The sequence below is a fragment of the Ruegeria sp. CE9 genome, from assembly GCF_056537425.1.
The window spans coordinates 470,009-486,140 of the sequence record NZ_JBQFRO010000001.1; the positions used below are offsets into that span (position 1 = coordinate 470,009).

A 16,132-nucleotide genomic window follows, 5' to 3' on the forward strand; every position below is an offset into this window, starting at 1 on the left:
CTATAGGTCGGCATGAAATTCTTCGATCAGATGTTTGACGACGGCCATGCCGGGATCGTCCCCACGCGCAACTGCTTCGGCATGGACGCGGCGCTGACGTGTGGCGGATGTGCCGGTTTCGGCGATCTGCCTGAGACGGGCGAGTTCGGTCATGGTGCCCAAGGCTTCGGTGTCTTCAGCAAGCATACCCATCAGCTCTCCGATCAACTCGGCCATTGGCTTGATCGAGCGATCGCCAAAATCGATCAAACCTTCGCCGACTCCATAACGCTGCGCACGCCAGCGGTTTTCGCCGATCAGGAATTTGTCATACTGCCGCCACCGCAGGTTCCGGGCCTTCAGGCGGCACAGCATCCGCGTTAGTGCCTGCACCATTGCGGCCAGAGACAGCGTATGCTCCAAGCGAGGCTGCACGTCCATGATGCGCGTTTCCAACGTGGGAAAACGGTGAGAGGGGCGCAGATCCCACCAGATTTTTGAGGTGTCCTCGATCACGCCGAGTTCGACCAGTACGCCGGTGGTGCGCTCATATTCTCCCCAACTGTTGAACACCGGGGGCAGGCCGGTCCGGGGCAGGTTGTCGAAAACGGTCAACCTGTATGAAGACAGGCCGGTGTCCTCTCCGTTCCAATAAGGTGAGGATGTGGACAGCGCCAATAGATGAGGTAGGAAGTAGGAAAGCTGCGGCATCAGATCTGCGCGCAATGCTTGATCTTCGACGCCGACATGAACATGCATACCGCAAATCAACATGCGCCGCGCTACACCGCCCAAGGCATGTTGAAGGGCATCATAACGCTCTTTCCGGGTGTGGTGCTGATCCTTCCAATTCGCAAACGGATGGCACGATACTGCAATCGGCGACAAATTATACTCCGCCGCGCGTTCTGACACACAGGACCTAAGCCGCTTGAGGTCCTCGCGCGCCGACTTGATGGTTGCGTGGGGCCGGGTGCCTACTTCAATCTGACATTGCAGGAATTCGGGGCTAACCTGACCTTCAAAGTCATTCTGGCAGGCCTCGATCAAGGCGGTTGGAGCATGCGCAAGCTGCAGGCTGTCACGATCAACCAGCAGATACTCTTCCTCGATCCCTAACGTGAATTCCTGCTGCATTGCGGTCCTCATCGTTGAATTCCATTCAGTGAATACGGAATTTGCACTTTTGCCAAGGGTTTGCCGCAACGGTTCTTGCAGAGAGCTTGCGTGCACAGGTAAGGAACAGACGCAAAGCAGTTTGGAGCAATGCTCGTGAAACCCAGAAAATTTCCGCAGATCAATGCCGCCCTAGATGAGCTCGGCGTGAAGCTGATTGATAAGGTCACGGAACAGGACGAACGAGCGCGGCTTGAAGCGTTTGAACGGGCAGGGGGGCTGACCCGTCCGACCTATGCCCTGTCACCGGGGATGGATGGTTTTGATGTAACGCAGTTGGCGGAAGAGTATGCGCGCCACGCAGATGCGCTTGCAGCGCTGAAAGATCCGGCGCGGAACCAGACGGGTTACGCACCAGAAAATGGCTATTATGACAGCCCGGATGCGGACGCGTTGTACCTAATGATCCGCCGTTTTCAGCCCAAGCGCGTGATCGAAGTAGGTTGTGGAAACTCGACCCGCGTGACGCGGCAAGCGATCATTGATGGTGGGTTGGAGACGACCATAACAGCAATTGACCCATATCCACGTGCCGATATCGCTCAGGTCGTAGACCGGTTCGAACAGAAGCGGCTGGAAGAAGTGGATCCTGCAATATTCGATCAGCTTGAAGCCGGCGACGTGTTGTTCATCGATTCAAGCCATGTCGTTCGGATGAGCAACGATGTCGCCCACCTGTTCTGCCGTATCATTCCGGCGCTGAAACCGGGCGTTGTCATTCATGTGCATGATGTTTTTCTGCCCTATGAATATCCGAAACGGTTTTTCTATGACTGCCCGGGTTGGGGTGAGCAATATATGCTGCACGCCCTGCTGCAATCAGGTTCCTTTTCAATGCTTTGGCCGGGATACTACCTGCAGCAGGAACGCCCCGATGCGACCGAGGTGTTACCATTTCTGAAAGACGGCAGGGCGCAAAGCATCTGGGTGCAGTTCAAAGAAAAATGATCGCAATGTGATCCGGCGCGGCAAAAGGTCCGTACTCCTTTCCATAACAAGCTGGAGAGGAGTAAACAGCCATGTTCCGCCGCACATTCATGGGCGCCGCCGCCGCACTCGCACTTGCACTGCCCGTCAAGGCGCAGGCCGCAGATATTGTAGACACCGCAGTCTCTGCTGGGTCGTTCAACACTCTGGTCGCCGCTGTTCAGGCCGCAGGTTTGGTTGACACACTGAAGGACAAAGGTCCGTTTACAGTATTTGCCCCTACGGATGAAGCATTTGCTGCGCTTCCCGAGGGAACGGTCGAAACCCTTCTTCTGCCGGAAAACAAGGATCAGCTAGTATCGATCCTGACCTATCATGTGGTCCCAGCCAAAGTGATGTCGGGTGATATTGCTGGCAAGCGCGCGAAGGTTCTGACTGTTCAAGGTGACCGTCTGAGCGTAAACGCCAGGAACGGCGTCAAGGTGAACGGTGCCGAAGTCATCCAGGCCGATATCGAGGCCAGCAATGGTGTGATCCATGTGATCGACGAAGTGATAATCCCCGAATAATACTACCACCCCCAAACTGAAAAGCCCCGGTCCAGATGGCCGGGGCTTTTGCGTTGATACGAAGCTTCTTACAGAAGGCGGACTTGAGTGCCGACTTGTACGAGCGGATACAGCTCTTCCACGTGCTGGTTGTAGAGGCCGATGCATCCAGATGAGCTCTGCCGTCCGATCTTGCGAGTGTCGTGGGTGCCGTGAACCAGATAGGCAGGCCAGCCCAGATACATGGCACGCGTACCCAGCGGGTTGCCCGGATCGCCACCTTCCATGCGAACCGGCAGTGAAGGGTCGCGCTCGCGCATCGAAGCTGTTGGTGTCCAGCTTGGGTTTTCCGCTTTGCGCGTGACCTTGGTATATCCACGCTTAGTCAGTTCTTCGCTCATGGGAACCGAGCTTGGATAAAGCTTATAGGTTCCGTCTGGCCCCCAATAGTGCACTGCGCGGCTGGTGATGTCGGCCAACAGCGCGCCAACACCCAACTCGTCAAAATGATCCTGCCAGTTCTGTTGCGAGAACGAGGATACGTTTCGGCGTACCGGCAACTGCGTGCTGATGGCTTCTTCATCCTGCGGGAAAGCATCGCTGCTTTGAGCGCGTACAAGGGCGGGGGTCGCGATCAGAGATGCGGCGCCCAACAGGGCATGACGACGGGTAAAACGATTTTGGGACAATGTTGCCTCCGGAAAGATACGAACTGCTCGTCTGGCTGATTTGCCGATAAAATATTGGCGATTGATGTAAATTTCCAGTGGTTGGCCTCTGAATTTCTTGTGAGGTGTCCAAACCAGCGAGAACCAGCTTTGAAAAACGAAAAACCCGGCCTGTGCGGCCGGGTTTTATGAAGAAGGCTCGGATTGATTAGTCCATAGCCTTGAAATTGAACTCGCCGCCTTCCTTGATCCCCGACGGCCAGCGTGAGGTGATAGTTTTGGTGCGAGTATAGAACTTGAAGCTATCAGGCCCGTGTTGGTTCAGATCTCCGAACATGGATTTCTTCCAGCCGCCAAATGTGTGGTAGGCCAGCGGAACAGGGATCGGGACATTGATGCCGACCATGCCGATATTCACGCGGTTGGCAAAATCACGCGCTGTATCTCCGTCGCGGGTGAAAATCGCGGTGCCGTTGCCGTATTCATGATCCATTGCCAGCTTCAGCGCCTCTTCATACGAGCCAGCACGTACGGTTGAGAGAACCGGCCCAAAGATTTCCTGCTTGTAAATGTCCATATCGGGCGTGACATAATCAAACAGATGAGGGCCAACAAAGAAGCCGTCTTCGTATCCCTGCAGGCTGAAATCACGGTTGTCGACAACCAGCTTCGCACCTTGTTCGACCCCCGAATTGATCAGGCCCAAAATACGTTCTTTCGCGGCACCGGTCACGACCGGTCCCATGTCAACATCATCACCAGCGGTGTAGGGACCTACCTTCAGCTTTTCGACGCGCGGGATCAGTTTTTCGATCAATGCGTCGGCGGTTTCTTCGCCTACCGGTACCGCGACTGAGATTGCCATGCAGCGTTCACCCGCCGCGCCATAGCCAGCCCCAACCAGAGCGTCGGCGGCCTGATCCAGATCAGCGTCGGGCATGACGATCATATGGTTTTTGGCGCCGCCAAAGCACTGCGCGCGTTTGCCGTTCGCGGTCGCGCGGGCATAGATATATTGTGCGATCGGGGTTGAGCCCACGAAACTCACGCCCTGAATGATCTCGCTGTCCAGCAGGGTGTCAACGGCCTCTTTGTCGCCATTTACGACCTGGAACACACCTTTGGGCAGACCGGCTTCGATGAACAGCTCCGCCAGCATCAAGGGCACCGAAGGGTCGCGCTCGGACGGCTTCAGAACCACTGCATTACCGCAAGCCAGTGCCGGGCCAACGTGCCACAATGGCATCATCGCGGGGAAGTTAAAGGGCATGATCGAAGCAACAACGCCCAAAGGCTGACGCATCGAATACATGTCGATGCCCGGACCCGCGCTGTCGGTGAATTCGCCCTTCAGCATTTGGGGTGCACCGATGCAGTATTCGATCACCTCCAGACCACGCTGCAGATCGCCTTTGGCGTCTGGCAGGGTTTTGCCGTGCTCTCGGCTGAGCGCTTCGGCCAGTCTATCCATTTCGCGGTTCATCAGGCCAACCATCGCCATCATCACGCGCGCGCGTTTCTGCGGGTTGGTTGCGCCCCACGCGACTTGAGCCGCAGCGGCGTCTTCGATGGCTGCGGTGGTCTCAGCCGCGCTGGCCATCGGGCATTTATACTGCGCTTCGCCGGTGGCGGGGTTGAAGACTTCGTCGAAACGGCCCGATGTGCCGGCGACGTTTTCACCATTGATGAAATGAGTCAGGTCGTTCATCGCAAACTCCTCCAAATAAAGCTGCGCGCAGAATAGGCTTGCGAAAATCACCTGAACAGAGGCAATATTTCAAACTGGTTTTGCAAAAATGCAAAGGATTGTTCATGACGCCGAATTGGGATGATTTACGGGTCTTTCTGGCGGTTGCGCGCGACGAAAGCCTTTCGGCGGCAGGTCGGGTGCTTAAGATCGATCCAGCAACCGTTGGGCGCCGGATCGCACGGCTAGAAGCGGCTTTGGACGCAGTATTGTTTACTAAGTCGCAGCAGGGCTATGTGTTGACGACCGCGGGCCAGCGTCTGATGGAGCATGGACTTCAAGCCGAAGAGGCGATGCGTGCAGCAACCGGCGTAACGTCAGGCTCAACCAAATCTCTAAGCGGCCAGATTCGGATCGGTGCGCCGGACGGCTGTGCGAATTATCTTTTGCCGCAGGTATGCGCAAAGATCAGCGATGCAAATCCTGACCTCGACATTCAGATTCTGGCCTTGCCGCGCATCATCAACCTGTCGCGGCGAGAGGCTGATATGGCAATCACAGTCAGTGCGCCGACCGCTGGGCAGTTGCTGGTTCAAAAAATTACCGATTACCAACTGCATATGGTTGCAACGCAGGAATATCTGAGTCGCCATTCCGCCATCCGATCCACAGATGACCTGCGCGGTCATCGGATGATCGGGTACATTCCTGACATGATCTTTGATCGGGAGTTGGATTATCTCAATGATATTGGGGTTGAGCGTGTCGCTCTTGCATCAAACTCGGTTTCCGTCCAGCTGCGGCAGGTCTCATTGGGGACAGGGGTCTGTGTGGCGCATGATTTCACTCTGCCGTTTCATCGAGAATTGCGGAAAATACTGACGGATCAGATAAGTTTGACCCGGGGGTTCTATCTTGTCCGCCATCAAGGTGATCAACGCAATGAACGACTGAATCGATTTGCCGAAGCACTGACTCGTGGCTTGCGGGACGAAGTAGCGCGGCTGGAAGCGGAAGCTTCACCTTGACACATTCAGACATTCCGGCAACGCTTTGGAAAACAGTACGTAATTCCGGAGGTTTTTGCATATGCTCGTTCAGGCCATTCTCAAGTCCAAAGCCGGTAGCGGCGTCGTGACGGTCGAACCAACAGCATCGGTCTCGCAGGCGGCCGAAATTCTTGCAGAAAAGCGGATCGGTACTGTTGTGATTTCGGAAGATGGAGGACAGACCGCATCTGGCATCTTGTCAGAACGCGACATCGTTCGTGAGCTTGCCGCCAGCGGTAGTGGGTGCCTGGATAAACCCGTCAGCAGCTACATGACCAAGCAGCTTGTTACAGCCAGCCAGCAGGATACGGTTGAGGCTATCCTTTCTCAGATGACTGAGGGACGGTTTCGACACATGCCGGTTCTGGAAGACGGAAAACTGGTCGGGATTGTCACGCTTGGCGATGCAGTCAAGGCGCAACTTGCAGAACTTGCCATGGAAAAAGACGCGCTTGAAGGCATGATCATGGGCCACTGAACGCGGGGGCTGTTGCAGCCTCTTGCACCTGCGGCAAAGTTATGTTTGCTTGCGCAGAAACATTGTTGCGCTGGAGAGCCCAATGAGGGTCGGATTATATCCCGGAACTTTTGATCCTATCACCTTGGGTCATATCGACATCATTCGTCGCGCAGCCGCGCTGGTCGATAAGCTTGTGATCGGTGTTGCAATTAACCGCGACAAGGGGCCTCTGTTTTCGTTGGAAGAGCGTGTCGCGATGATTGAGGCCGAGTGCGCTCATCTGACCGAGCAAACCGGAACAGAAATCGTGGCGCACCCGTTTGAAAACTTGCTGATCGACTGCGCACGTGATGTGGGCGCTCAGATCATCGTTCGCGGACTGCGCGCCGTTGCTGATTTCGAGTATGAATTCCAGATGGTTGGCATGAACCGGGCATTGGACGACTCGATTGAGACGGTCTTTCTGATGGCCGAAGCACGGCATCAGGCGATTGCTTCGAAACTGGTCAAAGAAATCGCCAGGCTGAATGGGGACGTGTCGAAATTCGTCACGCCCCGTGTCAATAACGCGCTACGCGAGCGTTTAAGCTAGGGCTCCCATCGCTGCCGCTGTGTCCAGCATCCGGTTCGAGAAGCCCCATTCATTGTCATACCACGCCAGCACGCGAACCAATGTGCCGTCGGTCACTTTGGTTTCGGCCAGCGAAACAGTCGAGCTGTGTGAGTCGTGGTTGAAATCGACCGAGACCAGAGGGCGATTCTCTGCAGCAAGCACACCGGGGATCTTCGCGGCAGCTTCTACAAAGAGAGCGTTGACCTCTTCTTCAGTGGTTGGGCGCAAAACTTCGGCCACCAGATCAACGACCGAAACATTCGGAGTGGGTACACGAATGGCTTGCCCGGTTAGTTTACCGGCCAGTTGCGGCAGAACCAGACCAACTGCGGATGCTGCACCGGTCGTGGTCGGGATCATCGATAATGCTGCAGCGCGTGAGAGGTAGGGGTCTTTACCCGCTGTGTCGTGAACCGGTTGGCTTGCCGTATACGCGTGGACAGTGGTCATATTGCCGTGCTTGATGCCCAGCCCTGCGTCCAAGGCCGCGGCGACGGGCGACAGGCAGTTCGTAGTGCACGACGCGTTGGAGACCACGATGTCGTCTGCAGTCAATTCATGATCATTCACGCCAAACACGACGGTCTTTACGCCGCCATCACCGCGGGCAGGAGCCGAGATCAGAACTTTCTTTGATCCGTTTTTCAGATGCCGCTCGGCTGCTTCACGGGTCCGGAAAACGCCGGTGCATTCCAGAACAACATCAACATCCGACCAGTCCAGTGCCTCGGGATCGCGTTCACTGGTCAACCGGATCGGTCCAGCGCCGACATCCAGGCCGGCATCAGTCAGGGTAACAGGGTTGGGATAACGGCCGTGCACACTGTCGAACTCGAACAGATGCGCGTTCATATCGGGCTTTGCCAGATCGTTGATGGCGACGATTTCCACGTCGGTGCGGCCCGACTCCATAACTGCGCGAAGAACTCCGCGTCCGATCCGTCCAAATCCGTTGATTGCCAGCTTGAGTGTCATGATACGCTCCGTCAGAATGCGGTCGATAGATGGTTAGCGCTAACAAAGCCAGATTGGTCGGAAAGTCAAGCAAAACCTCGGTCAGCGCCAGAAGGCGAGCCAATCTAGGAAATAGTAGAGTTTCTTACCCAGAAATAGCAGGTGTTCGGTGCCGAACAGTGCAACGTCCAGCATCAGCCCACCCAGGATCAGGACTCCAAGCCAGATGGCGATTTGATTGGTCATTGCTGCGTCCTGAACGAAAATGCCCGCTCAGATAACCTGAGCGGGCATCAAGGTACAAGCGATGTGCGAAGGGTCAGTTAAGGCGGCCCATCGCGACGGCGACATCCGCCATACGCACCGAGAATCCCCATTCGTTATCATACCATGCCAGCACGCGAACCATCCGGTTGTCGACCACGCGGGTCTGATCCGGTGCGAAGATCGAGCTTTCTTCGGTGTGGTTGAAATCGGTCGAAACCAGCGGGGCGGGCTCATAACCCAGCACACGCTGCATTGGGCCTTTGGCCGCCTCTTCGACGATCGCGTTCACCTCTTCGACCGAGACATCACGCGAAGCGCGGAATGACAGGTCAACCGCCGATACGTTCGGAGTTGGTACGCGGATGGCCGAACCGTCCAGACGACCTTTGAGGTTTGGCAGCACCTCGCCCAAAGCCGCTGCAGCGCCGGTTGTGGTCGGGATCATCGACATGGCAGCCGCGCGGGCGCGGTACAGATCGCTGTGACGACGGTCCAGCGTCGGCTGGTCGCCGGTATAGGCATGGATCGTGGTCATGATGCCATGCTCGATTCCGATCCCTTCATCCAGCACCTTGGCAAGCGGAGCAAGGCAGTTGGTGGTGCAGGAGCCGTTCGACACCATATTATCATTCGCGGATAGGCTGTTGTGGTTCACACCAAACACAATGGTTTTGTCAACATTCTTGCCCGGAGCAGACAGCAAAACCTTACCAGCGCCGCGATCCAGGTGGGTCTTGGCTTTCAGCCCGTCATTGAACTTGCCGGTGCATTCCAGGACGACATCGCAGCCTTCCCAGTCAAGCTCGTTCATATCGTAGGTTGAGAACATCTCCATCGGGCCGCGGCCTAAGTCCATGGTGTTGCCTTCGACCGAGACTTCGCGCGGGAAACGCCCGTGGACGCTGTCATACTTCAGCAAATGTGCCGAGGTTTCCAGCGGGCCGGTTGCGTTGACTTTGATCACTTCGATGTCGTTGCGTGCCGAAGCGGCGATGTGCGACAGGGTACAGCGGCCGATGCGGCCAAAACCATTGATACCGACCTTGATGGTCATCCGACGTCTCCAAAATGCGCTTGCGTTGCAGGCCATATAGCCGCGAATATTGAATCTCAAAAGGGCAAAAATGGCATATTTTTAAGGTGTTAGCGCAAACCTGCACCGGTTGCGCTAACGCTTGCGCTAGCTGTTAGATCAGGTAGGGTCCAATCGGGGCAGATGAATGGAAAGGAAGCGCGATGAGTGGTCTGTTGGCGCTGTTGGACGATGTGGCGGGCATTGCAAAGGTCGCGGCGGCCTCGGTTGACGATGTGGTGGCCGCAGCCGGTAAGGCGGGTGCTAAAACCGCAGGCGTAATCATCGACGACGCGGCCGTGACGCCCAAATATGTTCAGGGTTTTGCTCCGGCGCGCGAATTGCCGATCATCTGGCGCATCGCGCGCGGGTCCATATTCAACAAGATCATCCTGCTGCTGCCGGTGGCTTTGTTGCTGGCCAATTTCGCACCGTGGCTGATTACCCCACTGCTGATGCTTGGAGGCTCATACCTGTGTTTCGAAGGAGCGGAGAAGATTTTTCACGTCCTGTTCCCGCATGGAAGCCATGCGATCGATGAGGATATGAAAAACCCTGATCCCGGCCATCTGGAAGAGAAGAAGGTGAAGGGCGCGATCAAGACCGATTTCATCCTGTCTGCTGAAATCATGACCATCGCATTGGCGGCCATTGAGGCTCCTAATGTTTGGATGCAAGCCGCAACGCTGGCGGTTGTGGGCATCGGTGTAACCGTTGCCGTTTACGGTTCGGTCGCTTTGATTGTGAAGATGGATGATGTTGGCCTGTTCCTGGCGCAAAATGCTCCGACGCCGATTGGGCGTGGAACGGGCAGGGGGCTGGTCAAGGCGATGCCGATCGTCATGAAGGTTCTGTCAATTGTTGGCACCGCAGCGATGCTGTGGGTCGGCGGGTCGATTATGATCCATGGAATGGAAGTTCTGGGCTTTGGCTGGTTAGGCCATCACATACACGACTGGGCATATGCCGCAGGCCATGCTGTGTCTGATCAATGGGCCGGCGCAGTTGAGTGGATCGCCAAGGCGACTATGGATGGTGTCTTTGGTCTGGCTTATGGGCTGGTGCTGATACCTGTGGCGACCAAGGTGCTAACCCCTGCAATCAGCGCGTTTTCAGGATCTGAGAAAAAACACTGACATCAAGTTCATGTGACGTGGGGTTTCGTCTAGCACGTCTGCTCGGGCGGGGTAAGGTCCAGCCATACCTTAGCTATCGTGACGCCCATGACAAAACTCAGCCTTTTTCAGGTTCTTGACAGTTCGGAACGTATCGACGGGGAATTGCAATTTCCTGTGCCGTCAAACTGGATGCAAGGTCGTACGACGTATGGTGGGTTCTCATCCGCCTTGCTTCTGGCTGCAGCGAGGCGTGCGGTCGATGATTTGCCTCCATTACGGTCGGCTTTGATTAACTTCACCGCGCCTATCGGCTCACCACCGCTGATTGAAACCGAGGTGCTGCGCAAAGGGCGGAATGTCACGACGATCAATGCAAGGGCGAGGATCGACGGGAAGACGGCGGCACTGGGAACATTCACCTTCGGGCAATCACAGGACAGCCACGTGGCATTTGGGTTCCCGGCAGAGGCAGCAACCCAGCCAGAGGCCACGGAACACTACTTCCCACCGGATATGCCAATACTTCCCATCGCGTTTCTCGAGAATTTTGATGTCCGATTAATCAATGGTGCACGACCATTTGCTGGCGCTGATCGAGGATATGTGAAGGTTTGGGCCCGTCATAACGACGCGCAGATGCGCGGCAGGATGGAAGGGCTGATCGCGATTGCGGATCTATTGCCGCCTGCCATATTCCCGACGTTGAAGAAACCGGGCAACAACTCGTCAATGAATTGGATATTCAATGTTTTATCCGAAGACCTTGAAACGCGCGATGGCTGGTGGCTGATGGAACATCAGCTTACTGCAGGGCATGACGGCTACAGCTCTCAGGTGATGCGGATGTGGAACACCGAGGGTGAGCTGGTTGTCGATGGCATGCAATCAGTAATCATATTCGTCTAACAAAAAAAGGCCCCGGTGTTGACCGGGGCCTTGTGATTGCAATTTGCCGGATCAGCCCAGTAATTCTTTGACTTTTGCGACTGTCGCTTCGGCTGTAATGCCGAAATGCTTGTAAAGCTCACCGGCAGGTGCTGATGCGCCAAAGCTGGACATACCGATGAATCCGGCCTTCGCCTCGCGGCCACGCTCGCCAAGCAACCAACGGTCCCAACCACCGGCGCGGACAGCGGCCTCGATGCCGACACGAACAGCGCCTGCTGGCAGTACGCGCTTGCGATAGGCTTCATCTTGCTCGGCAAACAGTTCCATGCAGGGCATTGAGACGACGCGCGTACCAATGCCTTCGGCCTCAAGCATTGCTTTGGCTTCCATCGCCAGCGAAACCTCGGAACCGGTTGCGATCAGGATCGCCTGACGTTTGCTTTCCGCATCTGCCAGCACATACGCACCCTGTGCGGTCAGGTTCTTTGCCTTATGCTGTGTTCGGACGGTCGGAACCCCCTGACGTGTCAGAGACAGAACCGAGGGGCTGTCTTTGAAGGTTAGTGCCAGTTCCCACGCTTCAGCGGTTTCGATGGTGTCGGCGGGGCGGAACACATAGGTATTCGGCGTCGCACGCGAAATGGCCAGATGTTCGACCGGCTGGTGGGTCGGGCCGTCTTCGCCCAGACCAATCGAGTCGTGGGTCATCACAAACACCGACGGGATTTTCATAAGCGCAGCCAAACGCATGGACGGGCGCGCATAGTCGGTGAAAGCCATGAACGTACCGCCATAGGGTCGGATGCCACCATGTAGCGCCATGCCGTTCATTGCGGCGGCCATTCCATGCTCGCGAATACCGTAGTGGATGTAACGCCCCTTGCGGTTTTCTGGCAGGAACACACCCATATCAGCCGATTTGGTGTTGTTCGAACCGGTCAGGTCTGCCGAGCCGCCAACGGTTTCGGTCATGATCGGGTTTACAACGTTCAAAACCTTCTCGGACGAGGCGCGGGTGGCCAGCTTGGGCTGATCTTCCGAGATCTGTTTTTTGAACGACCGGATTGCACCAGCCAGTTTCTTCGGCGCTTCAAACGCATAGGCGCGGTTGAATTCCGCCTGCTTACGCTCAGAGATTTGTGCGAACCGCTCTTCCCAGGCTGCGCGCTCTGCCGCGCCACGCGTACCGATGGCTTCCCAAGCGGCTTTGACTTCGGCTGGAATGACAAATGCGTCATGCGGCCAGTCATAAGCCTCTTTCGCTGCTTTCAGCTGATCCTGATCCGTCAGCGCACCGTGGCCTTTGGAAGTATCCTGTGCAGCGTGACCCAAGGCGATGTGGCTTTCACACGCGATCATTGTCGGCTTGTTCGACTTTTTCGCCTGAACGATCGCGGCGTCGATGGCTTGCGGATCATGGCCGTCAATCTCGATCACTTGCCAGCCTGAGGCGGCAAAGCGTTTGACCTGATCGGTGCGGTCAGCCATATCGACGGTTCCGTCGATAGTGATGTTATTATTGTCCCAGAACACGATCAGCTTGCTCAGCTCGTGCCGACCGGCCAGCGTAATCGCCTCTTGGCTGACGCCCTCCATCAGGCAGCCGTCGCCAGCGATCACATAGGTATAGTGATCAACGATTTTCTTCCCGTAATGCGCCCGCTGCACCTCTTCTGCGATCGCAAAGCCAACGGCGTTGGAAATACCTTGACCCAGAGGTCCAGTGGTGGTTTCGACACCGTCGATCAGGAAGTTTTCAGGATGGCCAGCGGTTTTAGCACCAAGTTGGCGGAAGTTCTTGATCTCTTCAAGCGTCACGTCGCCATGACCGGTGAGATACAGCAGCGAATAGACCAGCATCGAGCCGTGGCCCGCCGAGAGGATGAACCGGTCGCGGTCCGGCCAGTTCGGGGCAGAGGCATCAAATTTCAAGTGTTTTTCGAACAGTACGGTCGCAACATCGGCCATGCCCATTGGCATGCCGGAATGGCCGGAATTGGCGGCGGCGACGGCGTCGAGGGTCAGAGTGCGGATGGCCGCAGCTTTGTCCCAGTGTTCGGGGTTGGCATTGCGCAGCGCAGTCAGGTCCACGGGCGTTGTTCCTTTGGATTACAGGCAGATGGGCGCTGAATACCATCCGCTTGCCAAAGTGCAAGCAGAACTGGGTTTCATGCTGAGTTGCCGCTTCAAGAGCGTTGTGCAAGTGTTTGAAACCAAACAGTGGGTATTTTCTGTCGCATTCCGTTAGACTGGGTTTGAGAGCCGCCGCTTTTGATTCGGATTGGCGTATAGCAGAACGAACCTTGGTAAAGAGGTGACACAGGCATGAGTCAGATCGAGGAACTACAACGCCGTATCATTACCGCGATGGAGCGGATCGGCAGCGGCGTCGAAGCGCTGGGTGCTGCCGGACCTGCAGGCGGTGGCGACTCGGATTTACGCGCGACCCTGGAAGAAGAGCGGGTGGCTTATGCCCAGCTCGAGGAGCGGCTGAAGGCAATCAAAGAGAGACACGCGCAAGAGATTGACGCTCTGCGAGCGCAATCTGCACCAGATGGTGAGCTTGATGCGCTGCGGGCGCAGTTGGCCGAAGCAACCTCGCGCCTTGCCACTGTTGAGGCTGCGCGGGCAGAATTGGCTGAGGCCAAGGCGGCGCTTGAGAATACCGATGAAGTCGAAGGTCTGAAGGCGGAAATCGAGACTCTGAGGTCAAATCAGGGTGCAGCAGAAGAAGCAGAGTCCTTGCGCGCAGAAGTCGAACAGCTGACCCCAATTGCGGATCGCGCGGAAGAGATGGAGGCTGAGCTGGCCCGTCTACGGGCCGAATTAGCCGACAGCGAGCGACTGACCGAACTCAGCGCCGAGCTGGAAATGTTGCGTGCGGAACGAAGCAGTCACGGTGCAGCAATGTCGCGGCTAGACGATGATCTGCAACGGCTTCGCAAGGCGAATGAACAGCTGCGCAGTACTGTTGATGAATTGCGCGCGGCTGCGGAAGAAGGGGTCACGGACGCTGATATGCTGAACCGGGCCACAACCGCTGAGCTTGAGGCTATTCGCGCCGCACGGGCATCGGATGCTGCCGAAGCCCATGCCGTTTTGGCCCGGCTTGAGCCGTTGTTGACCAATGCCAACCTTGCAGAAGGAGAGGTGGAATAATGCCCGAAGTAACCATTCACATCGGTGGCCGTGGTTTTGATGTCTCGTGCCAAGAGGGTGAAGAACCGTTTCTGCAGGCAGCCGCCAAACTGCTGGATGATGAGGCGCAGGTGCTGTCGGATCAGATCGGGCGCATGCCGGAATCGCGAATGCTGCTGATGGCTGGGCTAATGTTGGCGGACAAAGCGGCGGCACATGAAGATCGAATGAAACTGGCCGAGGCCAAGTTGGTTGAGCTTGAGGCCGAGGTAAAGCGCCTGCGCAATCAGCCTCAGCCCGAGCCTGAACGCATCGAAGTCGCCGTAGTACCGCCATCTGTCACAGACACGCTGGCAGAAATGGCAGCACGAGCCGAGGCATTGGCTGCTGTGATCGAAGAGAGGGCATCTTGATGGCTGTACTTACCCGCGCTGCTGTTTGTGCAGCAATCGTAACTGTCTCAGGCTCGATGGCTTTTGCGGATATCGACATCCTGTCGGTAACTTTTAACTGCGAAAACAACACACGGGTGCCGGTGTCTTACTTTAACGCCGCCAATGGGGACGGGGCTGCCGCGATGTTGCTTGAGGATCAATTGATCCCGATGCAGCAGGTCCAGAGCGGCTCGGGTATTCGCTATGAATCCGTCGGGTCGACAGGCACGTATACGCTGCGGTCCAAAGGTTGGGAGGCATCGATCAGCCATCAGGCTGAAGGCAGTACAGCCCCGGAACGCGTTTTGTTCAGGGACTGCACAAGTCGGTAAATCAGGCGTTCGCTTCGCGAATTTTGTCAGCTGCGTCTTTGTCGTAGCTGACGCTGTTTTCATCAAACAGAGTGTCCAGTTCGCCCGAAAGGGTCATCTCGGTGATGATGTCGCAGCCACCAACAAACTCACCTTTAACAAAAAGCTGAGGCACGGTCGGCCAGTCTGAATAGTCCTTGATGCCCTGACGGACGGCTTCGTCGGCGAGAACATTCACGTCGGTATAGTCGACACCCATGTAATTCAGCACTCCGGCCACGCGGGACGAAAACCCGCACTGCGGCATCTCTTTTGTGCCTTTCATATACAGCACCACGTCATTGGCTTTGACGGTTTCGTCGATCTGGGTCTTCACGTCGGTCATTTCGCGTTTCCTTGTGGTTGACGCCTAATTGCGCCCGTTCATCTGTTCTAGTCGTTCATTCTCGGCCTGGATCTTGTTCACCAAATCGATGTCAGTTGCTTCCATTCCTAAAGGTGGTTTTCCATCAGATCTAGGAACGCGTCATTTCACAATCGCCGAGAGTAAATCCCAGAAGTTTTGGATCATTCCGGCACTTTGGTAGTCAGCGCTAGCGCGTGCAGTTCTCCATCCGGGCCATCCATCTTGCCTTTCAACGCCGCATAAACCGCGCGCTGTTGTTGCACGCGGTTCTTGCCGCGAAAGCTTTCGTCCACGACCATGGCGGACATATGCACGCCATCGCTGCCACCAACCTGGATTTCCGCGTTGGGAAAGCTCTCGCGTAGCAGTGTTTCAATCTCGTGGGCGCTCATCGGCATGTAGGTTTACTCCTGAAGGTCTTTTCCAAGATGTAGAGC

General features: G+C 56.2%; 19 protein-coding genes. 10 read left to right on the plus strand and 9 right to left on the minus strand.

Annotation, left to right across the window (positions count from 1 at the left end):
- Positions 1–1,116 (minus strand): carboxylate-amine ligase, encoded by a 1,116-nt coding sequence (locus ACR0B3_RS02335; protein ID WP_170684064.1) that lies wholly within the window; start codon positions 1,114–1,116, stop codon positions 1–3.
- Between the two features lie 129 nt (positions 1,117–1,245).
- Here ACR0B3_RS02335 and ACR0B3_RS02340 point away from each other — a divergent pair, with 129 nt between their 5' ends.
- Positions 1,246–2,103: a class I SAM-dependent methyltransferase gene (locus ACR0B3_RS02340; protein WP_480807684.1), complete on the plus strand. Its 858-nt coding sequence runs from the start codon at positions 1,246–1,248 to the stop codon at positions 2,101–2,103.
- 71 nt (positions 2,104–2,174) lie between these two features.
- A complete protein-coding gene (locus ACR0B3_RS02345) occupies positions 2,175–2,651 on the plus strand; it encodes a fasciclin domain-containing protein (RefSeq protein ID WP_480807685.1) in 477 nt (158 codons plus the stop codon).
- A gap of 68 nt (positions 2,652–2,719) precedes the next feature.
- Here ACR0B3_RS02345 and ACR0B3_RS02350 read toward each other — a convergent pair whose 3' ends face one another.
- Positions 2,720–3,319 (minus strand): L,D-transpeptidase, encoded by a 600-nt coding sequence (locus tag ACR0B3_RS02350; RefSeq protein WP_170684058.1) that lies wholly within the window; start codon positions 3,317–3,319, stop codon positions 2,720–2,722.
- A 187-nt stretch (positions 3,320–3,506) separates the two neighbouring features.
- Positions 3,507–5,006, minus strand: coding sequence for a CoA-acylating methylmalonate-semialdehyde dehydrogenase (locus ACR0B3_RS02355; protein WP_480807686.1), 1,500 nt, complete (start codon positions 5,004–5,006; stop codon positions 3,507–3,509).
- Between the two features lie 104 nt (positions 5,007–5,110).
- Here ACR0B3_RS02355 and ACR0B3_RS02360 point away from each other — a divergent pair, with 104 nt between their 5' ends.
- The 3 genes from ACR0B3_RS02360 (at position 5,111) to coaD (ending at position 7,086) form a co-directional block, all read left to right on the plus strand.
- Entirely contained in the window at positions 5,111–6,013 is a 903-nt protein-coding gene (locus tag ACR0B3_RS02360) for a LysR family transcriptional regulator (RefSeq protein WP_480807687.1), read from the plus strand.
- Positions 6,014–6,074: 61 nt separating this feature from the next.
- On the plus strand, positions 6,075–6,512 hold the full coding sequence (locus ACR0B3_RS02365; protein WP_480807688.1) for a CBS domain-containing protein: 438 nt from the start codon (positions 6,075–6,077) through the stop codon (positions 6,510–6,512).
- A gap of 82 nt (positions 6,513–6,594) precedes the next feature.
- Entirely contained in the window at positions 6,595–7,086 is a 492-nt protein-coding gene (coaD, locus tag ACR0B3_RS02370; protein WP_480807689.1) for a pantetheine-phosphate adenylyltransferase, read from the plus strand.
- Here the strand turns inward: coaD and gap (ACR0B3_RS02375) are convergent.
- From gap (ACR0B3_RS02375) to gap (ACR0B3_RS02385), 3 genes are all read right to left on the minus strand, one after another.
- On the minus strand, positions 7,078–8,082 hold the full coding sequence (gap, locus tag ACR0B3_RS02375; protein ID WP_480807690.1) for a type I glyceraldehyde-3-phosphate dehydrogenase: 1,005 nt from the start codon (positions 8,080–8,082) through the stop codon (positions 7,078–7,080). The two genes, coaD and gap (ACR0B3_RS02375), sit on opposite strands and share 9 nt — an antisense overlap.
- Positions 8,083–8,163: 81 nt before the next feature.
- Complete coding sequence (locus tag ACR0B3_RS02380) at positions 8,164–8,307, minus strand: hypothetical protein (RefSeq protein ID WP_480807691.1); 144 nt, start codon at positions 8,305–8,307, stop codon at positions 8,164–8,166.
- A gap of 73 nt (positions 8,308–8,380) precedes the next feature.
- Entirely contained in the window at positions 8,381–9,382 is a 1,002-nt protein-coding gene (gene gap / locus ACR0B3_RS02385) for a type I glyceraldehyde-3-phosphate dehydrogenase (protein WP_480807692.1), read from the minus strand.
- A 182-nt stretch (positions 9,383–9,564) separates the two neighbouring features.
- Between gap (ACR0B3_RS02385) and ACR0B3_RS02390 the strand changes: the two genes are divergently transcribed.
- Positions 9,565–10,536: a DUF808 domain-containing protein gene (locus ACR0B3_RS02390; RefSeq protein WP_480807693.1), complete on the plus strand. Its 972-nt coding sequence runs from the start codon at positions 9,565–9,567 to the stop codon at positions 10,534–10,536.
- 87 nt (positions 10,537–10,623) lie between these two features.
- Positions 10,624–11,424 carry an acyl-CoA thioesterase gene (locus tag ACR0B3_RS02395; protein ID WP_480807694.1) on the plus strand — a complete coding sequence of 267 codons (801 nt, stop codon included), beginning with the start codon at positions 10,624–10,626 and terminating at the stop codon, positions 11,422–11,424.
- 51 nt (positions 11,425–11,475) lie between these two features.
- Here the strand turns inward: ACR0B3_RS02395 and tkt are convergent, their stop codons facing one another.
- Positions 11,476–13,497, minus strand: coding sequence for a transketolase (gene tkt / locus ACR0B3_RS02400; protein WP_480807695.1), 2,022 nt, complete (start codon positions 13,495–13,497; stop codon positions 11,476–11,478).
- Positions 13,498–13,731: 234 nt separating this feature from the next.
- On the opposite strand from tkt, the gene ACR0B3_RS02405 reads away from it, so the two are divergent.
- The 3 genes from ACR0B3_RS02405 to ACR0B3_RS02415 are packed head-to-tail and all read left to right on the plus strand — an operon-like array spanning position 13,732 to position 15,310.
- Positions 13,732–14,565: a hypothetical protein gene (locus ACR0B3_RS02405; RefSeq protein WP_480807696.1), complete on the plus strand. Its 834-nt coding sequence runs from the start codon at positions 13,732–13,734 to the stop codon at positions 14,563–14,565.
- A complete protein-coding gene (locus ACR0B3_RS02410) occupies positions 14,565–14,957 on the plus strand; it encodes a cell division protein ZapA (protein WP_170719222.1) in 393 nt (130 codons plus the stop codon). Before ACR0B3_RS02405 ends, ACR0B3_RS02410 begins: the two co-directional genes overlap by 1 nt.
- Positions 14,957–15,310, plus strand: coding sequence for an MliC family protein (locus ACR0B3_RS02415; protein WP_480807697.1), 354 nt, complete (start codon positions 14,957–14,959; stop codon positions 15,308–15,310). Before ACR0B3_RS02410 ends, ACR0B3_RS02415 begins: the two co-directional genes overlap by 1 nt.
- A 1-nt stretch (position 15,311) precedes the next feature.
- Here the strand turns inward: ACR0B3_RS02415 and grxD are convergent, their stop codons facing one another.
- Both grxD and ACR0B3_RS02425 read right to left on the minus strand, forming a co-directional pair.
- On the minus strand, positions 15,312–15,674 hold the full coding sequence (gene grxD / locus ACR0B3_RS02420; RefSeq protein WP_170684030.1) for a Grx4 family monothiol glutaredoxin: 363 nt from the start codon (positions 15,672–15,674) through the stop codon (positions 15,312–15,314).
- 182 nt (positions 15,675–15,856) lie between these two features.
- Entirely contained in the window at positions 15,857–16,093 is a 237-nt protein-coding gene (locus tag ACR0B3_RS02425) for a BolA/IbaG family iron-sulfur metabolism protein (RefSeq protein ID WP_039530494.1), read from the minus strand.
- Positions 16,094–16,132 lie beyond the last annotated feature (39 nt).

Excerpts from the sequence above, each read along its gene's own strand:
- ACR0B3_RS02405 (WP_480807696.1), top strand. The coding sequence starts at position 13,732 with ATGAGTCAGATCGAGGAACTACAACGCCGTATCATTACCGCGATGGAG.
- ACR0B3_RS02340 (WP_480807684.1), top strand. The coding sequence starts at position 1,246 with ATGCTCGTGAAACCCAGAAAATTTCCGCAGATCAATGCCGCCCTAGAT.
- ACR0B3_RS02425 (WP_039530494.1), bottom strand. The coding sequence starts at position 16,093 with ATGCCGATGAGCGCCCACGAGATTGAAACACTGCTACGCGAGAGCTTT.
- ACR0B3_RS02415 (WP_480807697.1), top strand. The coding sequence starts at position 14,957 with ATGGCTGTACTTACCCGCGCTGCTGTTTGTGCAGCAATCGTAACTGTC.
- ACR0B3_RS02365 (WP_480807688.1), top strand. The coding sequence starts at position 6,075 with ATGCTCGTTCAGGCCATTCTCAAGTCCAAAGCCGGTAGCGGCGTCGTG.
- coaD (WP_480807689.1), top strand. The coding sequence starts at position 6,595 with ATGAGGGTCGGATTATATCCCGGAACTTTTGATCCTATCACCTTGGGT.
- ACR0B3_RS02410 (WP_170719222.1), top strand. The coding sequence starts at position 14,565 with ATGCCCGAAGTAACCATTCACATCGGTGGCCGTGGTTTTGATGTCTCG.
- grxD (WP_170684030.1), bottom strand. The coding sequence starts at position 15,674 with ATGACCGACGTGAAGACCCAGATCGACGAAACCGTCAAAGCCAATGAC.
- ACR0B3_RS02335 (WP_170684064.1), bottom strand. The coding sequence starts at position 1,116 with ATGCAGCAGGAATTCACGTTAGGGATCGAGGAAGAGTATCTGCTGGTT.
- ACR0B3_RS02380 (WP_480807691.1), bottom strand. The coding sequence starts at position 8,307 with ATGACCAATCAAATCGCCATCTGGCTTGGAGTCCTGATCCTGGGTGGG.
- ACR0B3_RS02360 (WP_480807687.1), top strand. The coding sequence starts at position 5,111 with ATGACGCCGAATTGGGATGATTTACGGGTCTTTCTGGCGGTTGCGCGC.
- gap (WP_480807692.1), bottom strand. The coding sequence starts at position 9,382 with ATGACCATCAAGGTCGGTATCAATGGTTTTGGCCGCATCGGCCGCTGT.
- ACR0B3_RS02390 (WP_480807693.1), top strand. The coding sequence starts at position 9,565 with ATGAGTGGTCTGTTGGCGCTGTTGGACGATGTGGCGGGCATTGCAAAG.
- gap (WP_480807690.1), bottom strand. The coding sequence starts at position 8,082 with ATGACACTCAAGCTGGCAATCAACGGATTTGGACGGATCGGACGCGGA.
- ACR0B3_RS02355 (WP_480807686.1), bottom strand. The coding sequence starts at position 5,006 with ATGAACGACCTGACTCATTTCATCAATGGTGAAAACGTCGCCGGCACA.
- ACR0B3_RS02345 (WP_480807685.1), top strand. The coding sequence starts at position 2,175 with ATGTTCCGCCGCACATTCATGGGCGCCGCCGCCGCACTCGCACTTGCA.
- ACR0B3_RS02395 (WP_480807694.1), top strand. The coding sequence starts at position 10,624 with ATGACAAAACTCAGCCTTTTTCAGGTTCTTGACAGTTCGGAACGTATC.